Raw genomic sequence first — 13,663 nt, forward strand, 5'->3', positions numbered from 1 at the left:
CATGGCCTTCCGCGAGATCAACTCCAAGATGGTCGAGGCGACGGTCATGCCCGGCCAGAAGCTGTTCAGCCAGCGCGGCGCGATGCTCGCCTACAAGGGTGAGGTGTCCTTCACCCCCAACATGGCGGGCGGCCAGGGCGGGCTCATGTCGATGATCGGGCGCCGGGTGGCGAACGAGGACACCCCGCTGATGACCGTCGAGGGCAGCGGCACCGTGCTCTTCGGGCACGGCGGCCACCATGTGCAGGTGATCCACCTGGCCGGCGACACCCTGTGCGTCGAGGCGGACCGCCTCCTCGCCTTCGAGGGCACCCTCCAGCAGGGCACGATGTTCCTCGGCTCGCAGGGCGGCGTCATGGGCATGGTCCGCGGCCAGATCTCCGGACAGGGGCTGTTCACCACCACCCTCAAGGGGCACGGCGCGGTGGCGGTCATGGCGCACGGCGGCGTCTTCGAGATCCCGATCACCCCACAGCGCCCGGTCCACGTCGACCCCCAGGCCTACGTCGCCCACCACGGCGACGTGCGCAACAAGCTGTCCACCGCGCTCGGCTGGCGCGACATGGTGGGCCGCGGCTCCGGCGAGGCGTTCCAGCTGGAGCTCAGCGGCAACGGTGCCGTCTACGTCCAGGCGTCGGAGGAGAAGCTGTGAGCACCTACGGAACCCCCGGCGGCCCCGGCGGCCTCGACCCCGCCGCACTGCCCTCCGACGACAACGTCAACGCCTACACCTTCTGCGTGGAACTCAAGGGAAGCCAGTGGTTCCTGCAGAAGGGGAAGATGATCGCCTACTACGGCTCGATCGACTTCAACGGCGTCGGGCACGGCCGACTCGACCGACTTGTCCGTACGTCCTTCCATTCGCCACTGCACGCGAGCGACTGGGTCGTGGCGGCGGGCTCCGGGAAGATGCTGCTGGCCGACCGGGCCTTCGACGTGAATTCGTACGACCTCGAAGACGGCAACCTGACCATTCGCTCGGGCAACCTGCTCGCTTTTCAGCCAACTCTTGCACTCAAGCAATCGATCGTGCCGGGTTTTCTGACACTCATCGGAACCGGAAAGTTCGTGGCTGCATCTAACGGGCCGGTGGTGTTCATGGAACCCCCGATCCGGGTGGACCCGCAGGCGCTCGTCGGCTGGGCCGACTGCCCCTCGCCGTGCCACCACTACGACCACAGCTACATGACCGGCGTAATGGGCGGTCTACGTGCACTGACGGGCCTCGGAGGGGCCTCCGGGGAGGAGCATCAGTTCGAGTTCGTGGGGGCCGGCACGGTCCTGCTCCAGTCGTCCGAGACCCTGATGGCCGAGCAGGCCACCGGGGCGGTTCCGCCGGACGCCGGAGTGCCCGGTGGCGGGGGGTCGCACACAGGGCCTTCACAACCGGCCGGGGTACCGCGCCTTCCCGGACAGCTGGGGGACCTCCAGCGTCGCTTCGGGCTGTGAGCGGTAGTCTGCGGAGTGTGACATCGAACGTGTGCACACACTGTCGTGTCACACGAAAACCCTCACTAGTTCGCCTTTCAACTTCTTAGGTAGACTTCATTCATGGAGACCGAGACGGCCACTCGCTGGCTGACCGATGCGGAGCAGTGCGCCTGGCGCACCCACCTGGAGGTCAACAGGCTGTTGACGTACCAGCTCGAGAAGGACCTGCAGCCGTTCGGCCTGACAATGAACGACTACGAGATCCTGGTGAACCTCTCCGAGTCGGAGGACGTACGGATGCGGATGAGCGACCTCGCCTCTGCCACCCTGCAGTCCAAGAGCCGCCTCTCCCACCAGATCACCAGGATGGAGAACGCGAACCTGGTCCGGCGTGAGAACTGTGAGTCCGACCGCCGCGGGCTCTACGCCGTCCTCACCGACCACGGCATGGAGACCATGCAGAAGGTCGCGCCGCACCACGTGGCGTCCGTCCGCCGGCACTTCATCGACCTGCTCTCCCCCGACTCCCTGACGGAGCTCGACAAGGCCCTCAAGCCGATCGCGGAGCACCTGCGCGGCCAGCGGGGACGTCCGTAACCCGGGCGGACCCCCACGGACGCCGGCGGACCCGGCGCCTACCGAGCCTGCGGCAGGCGGAGCTCGAACAGGGCTCCGCCCGTCGGCACCCGGCCCACGGTGAGCGTGCCCCCGTGCCGTACGGCCACGTCACGGGCGATGGCGAGACCCAGCCCGGCCCCGCCGTCGTCACGGCTGCGGGCCTCGTCGAGCCGGACGAACCGCTCGAAGATCCGCTCCCGGTCGGCCTCGGCCACCCCGTCCCCGTCGTCGGCGACCGCCGCGACGACCCACTCCCCGTCCTGACGCACGGTCAGGGTGACCGCCGAGCGCGCGTGCCGCCGGGCGTTGTCCAGCAGGTTGGTGAGCACCCTCCCCACCTGCCCCCGCGACCCGGCCACCTGCGCCGACCGCGCCTCGACCGTCACCTCGTCCCGCCCCTCGGCCTGCTCACGCGCCAGCGCGCCGAGGTCGAACCGCGCGTCACCGGGCCGCTCCCCGGCGTCCAGGCGGGCGAGCAGCAGCAGGTCGGCGGCCAGAACCTGGAGCCGTACGGTGTCCGCCACCGCGCCGTCCAGGTCGAGCAGTTCGGGGTGGGCGACGCCGACCTCCAGCTGGGTGCGCAGGGAGGCGATCGGGCTGCGCAGCTCGTGCGAGGCGTCGGCGACGAAGCGGCGCTGGCGCTCCACCGAGGTCTGCAGGGCCGCCAGGGTCTCGTTCGTGGTCAGCGCGAGGCGGGCGACCTCGTCGTGGGTGCCCGGCACCGGCACCCGGCGCGCGAGGTCCTCGGACGCGGTGATCGCCGCCATCTCGCCGCGGATGCCCTCGACCGGACGCAGGGCGCGCCGGGTGACCAGCCAGGTGACGCCTGCGACGACGCCGAGCAGCAGCGGGAGGCCGATGAGCATGACGGTGAGCGCGGTGTTCACGGCACTCTGCTCGGCGTCCAGCGAACCACCGGCGTACACGGTCAGCCGCCCTCGGTCGCCGGCCTCCACGGGGACCGCGGCGAAGCGGTAGTCGGCACTCTCGCCGTCGATGGTCGCGGAGCCGTCGCTGAACTCGGTCCCCTCGCCGATCTCACCGGCCTCGCCGCTGCCCGAGTCGTCGGCGGCGTCATCGTCGTCGTCGCCCGTGGCGGACCCCGTGCCCGTACCGCCCGACTGCGGCTGCGGCCGCACGGCGTCCGTGGCGGTGCCGCTGATCCGCTCCAGCTCGTCACTGGCCGCGACCAGCGTGCCGTTCGCGTCGACGACCTGGACCGGGCTCTCGTCGTCCAGGTCCAGCCGGTCGTAGGGCTTCCCGGCGGCGAGCTGGGCGACGACGTTCTGCGCGGTGCGCTGCGCCTCGTTGCCCGCCTGTTCCATCAGGTTGGACCGCAGCGACAGCAGCACCGCCGCCCCCGCCGCGACCAGCGCCACGGCGACGACGAGGGTGGCGCCGAGCGTGGCCCGGGAGCGGACGGAGCCGAAGATCCTTCTCATCGTTCGTTCTCCAGCCGGTACCCGGCGCCGCGCACCGTCCGGATCAGTCCGGGGCGCAGCTTGCGCCGCAGGGTGCTGATGTACACCTCGACGATGTTGGGGTCGCCCTCGTACGCGAAGTCCCAGACGTGCTCCAGGATCCCGGCCTTGGAGACCACCTCGCCGGCCCGTGTCACCAGCTGCTCCAGGACCGCGAACTCCTTGGCGGTGAGGGTCACCTCGGCCTCACCGAGGAAGACCCGGCGGGCGGCGGTGTCGACCTTGAGGTCGCCGTGGACGTGCACGGGCGAGGCGCCGGCGCCCTGTCCCCCACGCCGCAGCAGCGCCTTCACACGGGCGACGAGGACGACGTAGGAGAACGGCTTGGTGAGGTAGTCGTCGGCGCCGGTGTCCAGGCCCTCCGCCTCGTCGTACTCGCCGTCCTTGGCGGTGAGCATCAGGATCGGCACCTCGTGACCGGCGGCGCGCAGGGCGGCGCAGACGCGGTAGCCGTTCATGCCGGGCAGCATGATGTCGAGGATCACGAGGTCGTACGACCCCTCGGAGGCGCGGTACAGCCCCTCTCGGCCGTCGTGGACGACGTCCACGGCGTACCCCTCGGCCGTCAGTCCCTTGGCGAGCGACAGGGCCAGCCGCTTCTCGTCCTCCACGATCAAGATTCGAAAGAGGCGACGCGAAGCGTCTCGAGCGGGGTGGTGGTGGGTGACGGGCGGGCGCATGCGTAAAGGTTCGCAAAGCCAAGCTGAAGAGCTCTTCAGGGTCCTTCAGGTTCCCCTCAGCGTCGGTTCGGCAGATTGGAGGGCGTCGAAACGACAACGACCCGGGAGGAACCGGAATGAAGCGCAACATCGCCATCGCCACCGTCGCCGCAGCGGCCCTGATCGGGGGCGGCACCGTCGCGGCCTACGCCGCCGCCGGTGACGACGACGGCGCGGCCACGCAGCGGCAGTCGAGCGTCCGGGTCTCCGACGACCGGGACGACAGCGTGGACGACACCGCCGAGGACCGCGCCGACGACCGGGACCGCGACCGGGACGACGACGGCGTCGAGGTCCGCTCGGACGCCGCCGCGGCGAAGGTCACCGCCGCCGACGCCATCGCCGCGGCGCTGAAGCACACGCCGGGCACGGCCGTCGGCGCCGACCTGGACGACGACGGCTCCCGGATGTGGGAGGTGAGCGTCGTCAAGGGCGACGGCACCGACCACGACGTCAGGGTCTCCGCGAGCGACGGCAAGGTCCTCGGCGCCCACCGCGACGGCGACGATGACGACGACGCCCGCGAGGACCTGGCCGCGCTGAAGGGCGCCGACGTCGACGCCCTCGAGGCCGCCGTGGCCGCTGCCGCCAAGGGCACCGTCACCGAGGTCGACCTCGACGACGGCCCCGCGGCCTGGAGCGTGGAGACCACCAAGGGCGAGTGGAAGGTCGACCTGAGGACGGGCAAGGTCACCCAGGACCTCGACGACTGACGCCGAGCGCCTCACGTCATCGCGTGACCTCAGGGGTACGGGACTTCCCGTACCCCTTCGCGCGTCCCGTCGCCCTCCGCGCCACGGCCAGGGCCGTCAGCATCATCACTCCCCCGGTGACCGCGAAGCAGACGCCCGCGGGCAGCCACCCGACAAGCACCCCGGCCGCCGCGGTACCGGCCGTACCGCCCGCGTTGACGGCCGTGTTGACCCAGGCGCCGGCCTGGACCCGGGCCTCGGGCGCGGCCGTCTCGTCGGCGATGAGATACGCGGTGGTGATCAGCGGGGACACGAAGACACCGGCGACCGCGACCGCCACGGCGAGGGTGGCAAGCCCCTGTGCCAGTGCCGCGCCGCACAGCGCCAGACCCAGTCCGGCGGCCTGCACGGCCAGCCGCACCCCGGCGGCGGACCGCCATGCCACGGCCCCGTTGAAAGGGGACGCCTGGGCGCCAGGCCGGTCACGACCGGGGAGCTCGTTCACCGTGCGCGGGCGAGGCGTGCCCTGTGCCAGGAGGAGGTACATGTGGATCAACCTGGCAGCAGCGCTCCACTGGGAGAGCCGAGATGTGCCGTCCTGCGTCTGCGAGTACGTCTTGGCCGGTCACGCAGTTCCCCGCGCCCCTTCAGGGCGCCCCCGAACCGTTGGCGCCCTCAACCGCACGCGTGAGCCCCGCCACCAGCTCGTCCGCCGCCCGGTACGGGTCCAGCTCCCCGGCGACGATCTTCTCCGCCAGCGCCCCGAGGCGGCGGTCGCCGTGCAGGTCGGCGATCCGCTCCCGCAGGGCCGTGACGGCGATGGTCTCGACCTCGCGGGCGGCGCGGGCGCGGCGGCGCTCGGCCAGGACGCCGCGCTCCTCCATCCAGGCCCGGTGCTTCTCCAGGGCCTCCACGACCTCGTCGACGCCCTCGGCACGCGCGGCGACCGTCTTCACGATCGGCGGGCGCCAGTCGCCGGGGCCTCGGGACTCGCCGAGGCCGAGCATGTGGTTGAGCTCGCGGGCGGTGGCGTCGGCACCGTCGCGGTCGGCCTTGTTGACGACGTACACGTCGCCGATCTCCAGGATTCCGGCCTTCGCCGCCTGGATGCCGTCGCCCATGCCGGGGGCGAGCAGGACGACGGAGGTGTCGGCCTGGGAGGCGATCTCCACCTCCGACTGGCCCACACCCACCGTCTCGACCAGGATCACGTCGCAGCCGGCCGCGTCCAGGACACGGATCGCCTGCGGGGCAGCCCAGGCGAGGCCGCCCAGGTGGCCCCGGGTCGCCATCGAGCGGATGTAGACACCGGGGTCGGAGGCGTGGTCCGACATCCGGACCCGGTCGCCGAGCAGGGCACCGCCCGAGAAGGGCGAGGACGGGTCGACGGCCAGGACGCCGACCCGCTTTCCCTGCTTGCGGTACGCGGTGACCAGGGCGGAGGTCGACGTCGACTTGCCGACGCCCGGGGAGCCGGTCAGGCCCACCACATAGGCGTTGCCCGTCAGCGGGGCCAGCGCCGCCATGACCTCCCGCAGCTGCGGGGACGCCCCCTCCACCAGGGAGATCAGCCGGGCCACGGCCCGCGGCCGGCCTTCCCTGGCCTGGGCCACCAGGGTGGAGACGTCCTGCATCACAGCTCCGTTCACGAAGAGGTCCTACGAAAGGAGAACTCAGGCCTTGGGTACCCGCACGATCAGCGCGTCACCCTGACCGCCGCCACCGCACAGCGCGGCCGCGCCGATGCCGCCGCCCCGCCGCTTCAGCTCCAGCGCCAGGTGCAGGACGAGCCGCGCACCCGACATGCCGATCGGGTGACCGAGGGCGATGGCTCCGCCGTTGACGTTCACCCTTTCCGTCGACACGCCGAGGTCCTTCATTGACTGCACGGCCACCGCGGCGAAGGCCTCGTTGATCTCGACGAGGTCGAGGTCGGAGACCTCCAGGCCCTCCTTCTTCAGGGCGTGCCGGATGGCGTTCGAGGGCTGGGACTGCAGGGAGTTGTCCGGGCCCGCGACGTTGCCGTGCGCGCCGATCTCGGCGATCCAGTCCAGGCCGAGCTCCTGCGCCTTGGCCTTGCTCATGACGACGACCGCGGCGGCGCCGTCGGAGATCTGCGACGCCGAACCCGCGGTGATCGTGCCGTCCTTCGCGAAGGCCGGGCGCAGCTTGCCGAGCGACTCCGCCGTCGTGTCGCCGCGGATGCCCTCGTCCTTGCTGAACAGGACCGGGTCGCCCTTGCGCTGCGGGATCTCCACCGGGGTGATCTCCGCCTCGAACAGGCCGTTCTTCTGCGCGGCGGCGGCGCGCTGGTGGGACAGGGCGGCGATCTCGTCCTGCTCGGGGCGCAGGATGCCGAGGCGGGTGTTGTGCTTCTCCGTGGACTCGCCCATGGCGATGCCCTCGAAGGAGTCGGTCAGGCCGTCGTGGGCCATCGAGTCGAGCATCTCGATCGCGCCGTACTTGAAGCCGTCGCGGGACTTCGGCAGCAGGTGCGGGGCGTTGGTCATGGACTCCTGACCGCCCGCGACGATCACGTCGAACTCACCGGCGCGGATCAGCTGGTCCGCGAGGGCGATGGCGTCGAGGCCGGACAGACACACCTTGTTGACGGTGAGCGCCGGGATGCTCATCGGGATGCCGGCCTTGACCGCGGCCTGGCGGGCCGGGATCTGCCCTGCCCCGGCCTGGAGCACCTGGCCCATGATCACGTACTGCACCTGGTCGCCACCGATCCCCGCACGGTCGAGGGCGGCCTTGATCGCGAAGCCGCCGAGGTCGGCTCCGGAGAAGGACTTCAGTGAGCCGAGCAGCCGTCCCATCGGGGTACGGGCACCCGCGACGATCACGGAGGTCGTGCCGTTTCCAGAAGACATGAGGTGCGATCCCCTTCCAGCTTGTGCAGCCGAGGAGTGAACGAGGGTTTACTTCGAATGTACTGAGTGGCACTCCGTGCCGTCACCGGGCCGTCGGTGTGATCGCTGGCACGTTGCGTAACCACCGCGGGAGCGCTGCACTGAATTCCATGCTGACGCGAATCGACCACATCGGGATCGCCTGCTTCGACCTCGACAAGACTGTCGAGTTCTACCGGGCCACGTACGGCTTCGAGGTGTACCACTCGGAGGTCAACGAGGAGCAGGGCGTCCGCGAGGCCATGCTCAAGATCAACGACACCTCCGACGGCGGCGCCTCCTACCTGCAGCTTCTCGAGCCCACCCGCCCGGACTCCACCGTCGCCAAGTGGCTCGACAAGAACGGCGAGGGTGTCCACCACATCGCCTTCGGTACGGCGGACGTGGACGCGGACGCCGACGACATCCGCTCCAAGGGCGTACGCGTTCTGTACGAAGAGCCCCGACGCGGCTCCATGGGGTCACGAATCACCTTCCTGCACCCCAAGGATTGCCATGGAGTACTGACAGAACTGGTCACTTCGGCGCCTGTTGAGTCACCTGAGCACTGACCCTCGTACATATGGGCCGGTAGGGTTGGGGGCGGTCGCTCCTCGACACGGGGTGGCCGCATGCCGGGGTCCGGATTTCGGGGGGCGAGCGTCGGGGCAGCAGCCCGTGCTCCGCCGTTGATCTGACACCATTCCCCGGGGGCCCCGTTCGGCGGACGGACGGAGCCCGTATGGCCAGACTTGCGACCAGGGGACGGATGGGACCGCGCAGTGCGGGGCTACGAACGCCAGGAGCGAGAGCCGGCGGCTGACGTCGACCACCTCTCTCGGTTCGAGGCCGAGATGGATCGGCTGAAGACCGAGCGGGAGAAGGCGATCCAGCACGCCGAGGACCTCGGCTACCAGGTCGAGGTGCTGCGCGCCAAGCTGCACGAGGCGCGGCGGACCATCATGTCCCGGCCCGCCTTCGACGGCGGGGACGTCGGCTATCAGGCCGAGCAGTTGCTGCGCAACGCCCAGGTCCAGGCGGACCAGCTGCGCCAGGACGCCGAGCGCGAGCTCAGCCAGGTCCGGGCACAGACGCAGCGCATCCTCCAGGAGCACGCCGAGCAGGCGGCCCGGCTCCAGGCCGAGCTGCACCAGGAGGCGGTGACCCGCCGCCAGCAGCTGGACCAGGAGCTCGCCGAGCGCCGCCAGACCGTCGAGTCGCACGTCAACGAGAACGTGGCGTGGGCCGAGCAGCTGCGCGCCCGCAGCGAGTCGCAGGCCCGCCGCCTGCTGGACGAGTCGCGTGCCGAGGCCGACCAGGCCATGTCGGCCGCGCGCGCCGAGGCCGAGCGGCTCACCACCGAGGCCCGCCAGCGCCTCACGGGCGCGGCCGAGGAGGCCCGCGCGGAGGCCGAGCAGATCCTGCTCCGGGCCCGCACGGACGCCGAGCGGCTGCTGAACGCCGCCTCGACGCAGGCCCAGGAGGCCACCGACCACGCCGAGCAGCTGCGTACCTCCACCGCCTCGGAGTCGGACTCCGCCCGCCGGCAGGCCACCGAGCTGAGCCGGGCCGCCGAGCAGCGCATGTCGGAGGCCGAGGAGGCGCTGCGCAAGGCGCAGTCCGAGGCCGAGAAGCTGGTCGCCGAGGCCACTACGGCCGCCGAGAAGGCGCTCGCGAACGCCGAGTCGGCCAACGAGCAGCGCATGCGTACGGCCAAGGAGCAGGTGGCCCGGCTGGTCAGCGAGGCCACCAAGGACGCCGAGGCCACCAAGTCGGACGCCGAGCAGGTCGTCGCCGACGCCCGCGCCGAGGCCGAGAAGATCGTCGCCGAGGCCGCCGAGAAGGCCCGCACGATCACCGCCGAGGAGAGCGCGACCCAGCTCTCGAAGGCGGCCAAGACCGCCGAGGACGTCCTCAACAAGGCGCAGGAGGACGCACAGAACACCACCAAGGCCGCGGCCGAGGAGGCCGAGCGGATCCGCACCGAGGCCGAGGCCGAGGCGGACCGGCTGCGCGCCGAGGCGCACGACATCGCCGAGCAGCTCAAGGGCTCGGCGAAGGACGACACCAAGGAGTACCGCGCCAAGACGGTCGAGCTCCAGGAGGAGGCGCGCCGGCTGCGCGGCGAGGCCGAGCACCTGCGCTCCGAGGCGGTCGCCGAGGGCGAGAAGATCCGCGCGGAGGCCCGCAAGGAGGCCGTCCAGCAGATCGAGGAGGCGGCCAAGACCGCCGAGGAACTGCTGTCCAAGGCCCGGCAGGACGCGGACGACCTGCGTCAGAAGGCCACGTCGGACAGCGAGAAGGTCCGCACCGAGGCCATCGAGCGCGCCACCACGCTGCGCCGGCAGGCCGAGGAGACCCTGCAGCGCACCCGCCAGGAGGCCGAGCGCCATCGCGACGAGGTCGTCGAGCAGGCCGAGGGCATCAAGTCCGACGCCGAGCAGGCCGCCCGTGAGCTGCGCGAGGAGACCGAGCGCGGCGTGGAGGCCCGCCGGGCGGAGGCCGCCGAGGAGCTGACGCGCCTTCACACCGACGCCGAGCAGCGGCTCGCGGCGGCCGAGCAGGCGCTCGCCGACGCCCGCGAGGAGGCCTCGCGCATCCGCCGTGAGGCCGCCGAGGAGACGGACCGGCTGCGCGGCGAGGCCGCCGAGCGGATCCGCACCCTCCAGCAGCAGGCCGAGGAGGAGGCCGACCGGCTGCGCACCGAGGCCGCGTCGGACGCCTCCGCGTCCCGTGCCGAGGGCGAGGCCATCGCCGTACGCCTGAGGTCGGAGGCCGCGGCCGAGGCCGAGCGGCTGAAGTCGGAGGCGCAGGACACCGCCGACCGGGTGCGTGCCGAGGCACAGGCCGCCGCCGAGCGGCTCGCCACGGAGGCGTCCGAGACGCTGACCGCCGCCCAGGAGGAGGCCGCCCGGCGCCGCCGCGAGGCCGAGGAACTCCTCGGCTCGGCCCGCCAGGAGGCCGACCAGGAGCGCGAGCGGGCCCGCGAGCAGAGCGATGAGCTGCTGGCCGCAGCGCGGGGCCGCGTGGAGGAGGCGCAGGCCGAGGCGGTACGGCTGGTCGAGGAGGCCGACCGGCGCGCCACCGAGATGGTGTCGGCGGCCGAGCAGCACGCCCAGCAGGTCCGCGACTCCGTGACCGGGCTGCACGAGCAGGCCCAGGAGGAGATCACGGGGCTGCGCAGCGCCGCCGAGCACGCGGCGGACCGTACGCGCCGGGAGGCCGAGGAGGAGTCGGACCGGGTCCGCGCCGACGCCTACGCCGAGCGGGAGCGGGCGAGCGAGGACGCGGGGCGCGTGCGTCGCGAGGCGAACGAGGAGGCCGCCGCCGCCAAGTCCCTCGCGGAGCACACCGTCGGGGAGGCCATCGCCGAGGCGGAGCGGCTGCGGTCGGACGCCACCGAGCACGCCCAGCGGATCCGCACCGAGGCCTCCGACAAGATCGCCGAGGCCGACCAGGCCGCGTCCCGCACCCGGGCGGACGCCCGCGAGGACGCCAACCGGATCCGGTCCGACGCGGCGACGCAGGCCGACACCCTCATCACCGAGGCGCGTTCGGAGGCGGAGCGGCTCCAGTCGGAGACGATCACGGAGGCCGACCGGGTGCGCACCGATGCGCTCGCCAAGGCCGAGAAGCTGGTCGGGGACGCCACCTCGGAGGCGGAGCGGCTGCGTGCCGAGGCCGCCGACACGGTCGGGTCGGCCCAGCAGCACGCCGAGCGGGTCCGCCGCGACTCCGAGCGCCTCAAGGCCGAGGCGGCCGCGGAGGCGGAGCGGCTGGTGAACGCGGCCCGCGAGGAGGCCGAGCGCACTCTCGAAGAGGTCCGCAAGGACGCCGGCAAGCGGCGCCAGGACGTGGCCGAGCAGGTCGACAAGCTCATCACGGAGACCACGGCCGAGGCCGACAAGCTGCTCACCGAGGCGCAGCAGCAGGCGCACAAGACGACCGCGGACGCCGAGGCGCAGGCCGACACCATGGTGGGCGCGGCCCGCAAGGAGGCCGACCGGCTGGTCTCCGAGGCGACCGTCGAGGGCAATTCGATGGTGGAGAAGGCCCGCACGGACGCGGACGAGCTGCTCGTCGGCGCCCGCCGGGACGCCACGTCGATAAGGGAGCGCGCCGAGGAGCTGCGCGACCGCATCACCGGCGAGATCGAGGACCTGCACGAGCGGGCCCGCCGTGAGGCGTCGGAGACGATGAAGTCGACCGGTGACCGCTGCGACGCCCTCATCAAGGCCTCCGAGGAGCAGCTCGCCAAGGCCCAGGCGAAGGCCAAGGAACTGGTGTCCGAGGCCAACTCGGAGGCCGGCAAGGTCCGCATCGCCGCCGTGAAGAAGGCCGAGGGGCTGCTGAAGGAGGCCGAGCAGAAGCGCTCGACCCTCATCAAGGAGGCCGAGGAACTCAAGGCCGAGGCGATCCGCGAGGCCAAGCGCACGGTCGAGGAGGGCAAGCGCGAGCTGGAGGTCCTCGTGCGGCGGCGTGAGGACATCAACGCCGAGATCTCGCGCGTCCAGGACGTCCTGGAGGCGCTGGAGTCCTTCGAGGCGCCGGGTGGCGCCAAGGACGGCGGGGTCAAGGCGGGTGCGACAGTCGGAGCACCCCGATCGGGTGGCAAGTCGTCAGACGGCTAGCGAGTCGGGCGGGTTCCGGTGTCTCCTGGGGGCCTTTGACCCGGTTTTTGGCAAGCCGTCCGACGGTGAGCCACTCAAAAGGGGTCTCATTCTCCAGATCAAACACGTATCCGCTCGATGACACACCGCTTCGGCCCCTAGGATTCCACTTATCACCTCACCGGTCTCTTTCGACAGGAACCCCATGAGCGACACTTCCCCCTACGGCTTCGAGCTAGTGCGGCGTGGGTACGACCGCGCTCAGGTGGACGAACGGATCTCCAAGCTCGTCTCCGACCGTGACAGCGCTCTCGCCCGCATCACCGCTCTGGAAAAGCGCATCGAGGAGCTCCATCTCGAGACGCAGAACGCCCAGGCCCAGGTAACCGACGCGGAGCCGTCGTACGCCGGCCTCGGCGCGCGTGTCGAGAAGATCCTCCGCCTCGCCGAGGAAGAGGCCAAGGATCTGCGCGAGGAGGCCCGCCGCGCCGCCGAGCAGCACCGCGAGCTCGCCGAGTCGGCGGCCCAGCAGGTTCGCAACGACGCAGAATCGTTCGCTGCGGAGCGCAAGTCCAAGGCCGAGGACGAAGGCGTCCGGATCGTCGAGAAGGCCAAGAGCGACGCCTCGCAGCTGCGTGCCGAGGCCCAGAAGGACGCTCAGTCCAAGCGCGAGGAGGCCGACGCCCTCTTCGAGGAGACCCGCGCCAAGGCCGCGCAGGCCGCCGCCGACTTCGAGACGAACCTCGCCAAGCGCCGCGAGCAGTCCGAGCGCGACCTGGCCTCGCGTCAGGCCAAGGCCGAGAAGCGTCTCGCCGAGATCGAGCACCGCGCCGAGCAGCTGCGCCTGGAGGCCGAGAAGCTGCGCACCGACGCCGAGCGCCGTGCCCGTCAGACGGTGGAGACGGCTCAGCGTCAGGCCGAGGACATCGTGGCCGACGCCAACGCCAAGGCCGACCGGATCCGTTCGGAATCCGAGCGCGAGCTCGCGGCTCTCACCAACCGCCGCGACAGCATCAACGCTCAGCTGACGAACGTCCGCGAGATGCTGGCGACGCTCACCGGTGCCGCGGTGGCCGCGACCGGTGCGCCGGCCGCCGAGGACGAGCCGATCACGCGTGGGGTGCCCGCTCAGCAGTCCCGGTAACGATCCGGCACACGTCTGCTGAATTTCCGCAAAGCCCTCTGCCACTGGGGTGGCAGAGGGCTTTGTCCCGTTTT

At 71.5% G+C, this 13,663-nt stretch carries 12 protein-coding genes; 7 read left to right on the forward strand and 5 right to left on the reverse strand.

Features of this window, described 5'->3' with window-relative positions; genetic code table 11:
- The first annotated feature begins 1 nt into the window (after position 1).
- The 3 genes from AC3ETA_RS03965 (at position 2) to AC3ETA_RS03975 (ending at position 2,028) form a co-directional block, all read left to right on the forward strand.
- Positions 2–652: an AIM24 family protein gene (locus AC3ETA_RS03965; RefSeq protein WP_432191404.1), complete on the forward strand. Its 651-nt coding sequence runs from the start codon at positions 2–4 to the stop codon at positions 650–652.
- A complete protein-coding gene (locus tag AC3ETA_RS03970) occupies positions 649–1,449 on the forward strand; it encodes an AIM24 family protein (protein ID WP_432191405.1) in 801 nt (266 codons plus the stop codon). Before AC3ETA_RS03965 ends, AC3ETA_RS03970 begins: the two co-directional genes overlap by 4 nt.
- A gap of 102 nt (positions 1,450–1,551) precedes the next feature.
- Positions 1,552–2,028 (forward strand): MarR family winged helix-turn-helix transcriptional regulator, encoded by a 477-nt coding sequence (locus AC3ETA_RS03975; RefSeq protein WP_030950111.1) that lies wholly within the window; start codon positions 1,552–1,554, stop codon positions 2,026–2,028.
- 38 nt (positions 2,029–2,066) lie between these two features.
- Here AC3ETA_RS03975 and AC3ETA_RS03980 read toward each other — a convergent pair whose 3' ends face one another.
- Together AC3ETA_RS03980 and AC3ETA_RS03985 are read right to left on the reverse strand one after the other, a co-directional pair.
- Positions 2,067–3,491, reverse strand: a complete 1,425-nt coding sequence (locus AC3ETA_RS03980) for a sensor histidine kinase (RefSeq protein ID WP_432191406.1) — start codon at positions 3,489–3,491, stop codon at positions 2,067–2,069.
- Positions 3,488–4,210, reverse strand: coding sequence for a response regulator transcription factor (locus tag AC3ETA_RS03985; protein ID WP_432191407.1), 723 nt, complete (start codon positions 4,208–4,210; stop codon positions 3,488–3,490). Before AC3ETA_RS03985 ends, AC3ETA_RS03980 begins: the two co-directional genes overlap by 4 nt.
- 116 nt (positions 4,211–4,326) lie before the next feature.
- Between AC3ETA_RS03985 and AC3ETA_RS03990 the strand changes: the two genes are divergently transcribed.
- Positions 4,327–4,962 (forward strand): PepSY domain-containing protein, encoded by a 636-nt coding sequence (locus tag AC3ETA_RS03990; protein WP_432191408.1) that lies wholly within the window; start codon positions 4,327–4,329, stop codon positions 4,960–4,962.
- A 16-nt stretch (positions 4,963–4,978) separates the two neighbouring features.
- Here AC3ETA_RS03990 and AC3ETA_RS03995 read toward each other — a convergent pair whose 3' ends face one another.
- From AC3ETA_RS03995 to AC3ETA_RS04005, 3 genes are all read right to left on the reverse strand, one after another.
- Complete coding sequence (locus AC3ETA_RS03995) at positions 4,979–5,386, reverse strand: MFS transporter (RefSeq protein WP_432191409.1); 408 nt, start codon at positions 5,384–5,386, stop codon at positions 4,979–4,981.
- Positions 5,387–5,588: 202 nt separating this feature from the next.
- Positions 5,589–6,575: a methylmalonyl Co-A mutase-associated GTPase MeaB gene (gene meaB, locus AC3ETA_RS04000; protein ID WP_432191604.1), complete on the reverse strand. Its 987-nt coding sequence runs from the start codon at positions 6,573–6,575 to the stop codon at positions 5,589–5,591.
- 39 nt (positions 6,576–6,614) lie between these two features.
- Positions 6,615–7,817 carry an acetyl-CoA C-acetyltransferase gene (locus AC3ETA_RS04005; RefSeq protein WP_432191410.1) on the reverse strand — a complete coding sequence of 401 codons (1,203 nt, stop codon included), beginning with the start codon at positions 7,815–7,817 and terminating at the stop codon, positions 6,615–6,617.
- Positions 7,818–7,966: 149 nt separating this feature from the next.
- Between AC3ETA_RS04005 and mce the strand changes: the two genes are divergently transcribed.
- The 3 genes from mce to AC3ETA_RS04020 all read left to right on the forward strand — a co-directional run bounded on the left by mce (position 7,967) and on the right by AC3ETA_RS04020 (position 13,589).
- A complete protein-coding gene (mce, locus tag AC3ETA_RS04010) occupies positions 7,967–8,407 on the forward strand; it encodes a methylmalonyl-CoA epimerase (protein WP_432191411.1) in 441 nt (146 codons plus the stop codon).
- Between the two features lie 210 nt (positions 8,408–8,617).
- The gene (gene scy / locus AC3ETA_RS04015; protein ID WP_432191412.1) at positions 8,618–12,466 is read left to right on the forward strand and encodes a polarized growth protein Scy; all 3,849 of its coding nucleotides are present in this window, start codon (positions 8,618–8,620) and stop codon (positions 12,464–12,466) included.
- 184 nt (positions 12,467–12,650) lie between these two features.
- Positions 12,651–13,589 carry a coiled-coil domain-containing protein gene (locus AC3ETA_RS04020; protein ID WP_125524869.1) on the forward strand — a complete coding sequence of 313 codons (939 nt, stop codon included), beginning with the start codon at positions 12,651–12,653 and terminating at the stop codon, positions 13,587–13,589.
- Positions 13,590–13,663: the final 74 nt, after the last annotated feature.

This window comes from Streptomyces sp. bgisy027 (assembly GCF_057710365.1).

Excerpts from the sequence above, each read along its gene's own strand:
- AC3ETA_RS03965 (WP_432191404.1), top strand. The coding sequence starts at position 2 with ATGGCCTTCCGCGAGATCAACTCCAAGATGGTCGAGGCGACGGTCATG.
- AC3ETA_RS03975 (WP_030950111.1), top strand. The coding sequence starts at position 1,552 with ATGGAGACCGAGACGGCCACTCGCTGGCTGACCGATGCGGAGCAGTGC.
- AC3ETA_RS03980 (WP_432191406.1), bottom strand. The coding sequence starts at position 3,491 with ATGAGAAGGATCTTCGGCTCCGTCCGCTCCCGGGCCACGCTCGGCGCC.
- AC3ETA_RS03985 (WP_432191407.1), bottom strand. The coding sequence starts at position 4,210 with ATGCGCCCGCCCGTCACCCACCACCACCCCGCTCGAGACGCTTCGCGT.
- AC3ETA_RS03990 (WP_432191408.1), top strand. The coding sequence starts at position 4,327 with ATGAAGCGCAACATCGCCATCGCCACCGTCGCCGCAGCGGCCCTGATC.
- meaB (WP_432191604.1), bottom strand. The coding sequence starts at position 6,575 with ATGCAGGACGTCTCCACCCTGGTGGCCCAGGCCAGGGAAGGCCGGCCG.
- AC3ETA_RS04005 (WP_432191410.1), bottom strand. The coding sequence starts at position 7,817 with ATGTCTTCTGGAAACGGCACGACCTCCGTGATCGTCGCGGGTGCCCGT.
- mce (WP_432191411.1), top strand. The coding sequence starts at position 7,967 with ATGCTGACGCGAATCGACCACATCGGGATCGCCTGCTTCGACCTCGAC.
- AC3ETA_RS04020 (WP_125524869.1), top strand. The coding sequence starts at position 12,651 with ATGAGCGACACTTCCCCCTACGGCTTCGAGCTAGTGCGGCGTGGGTAC.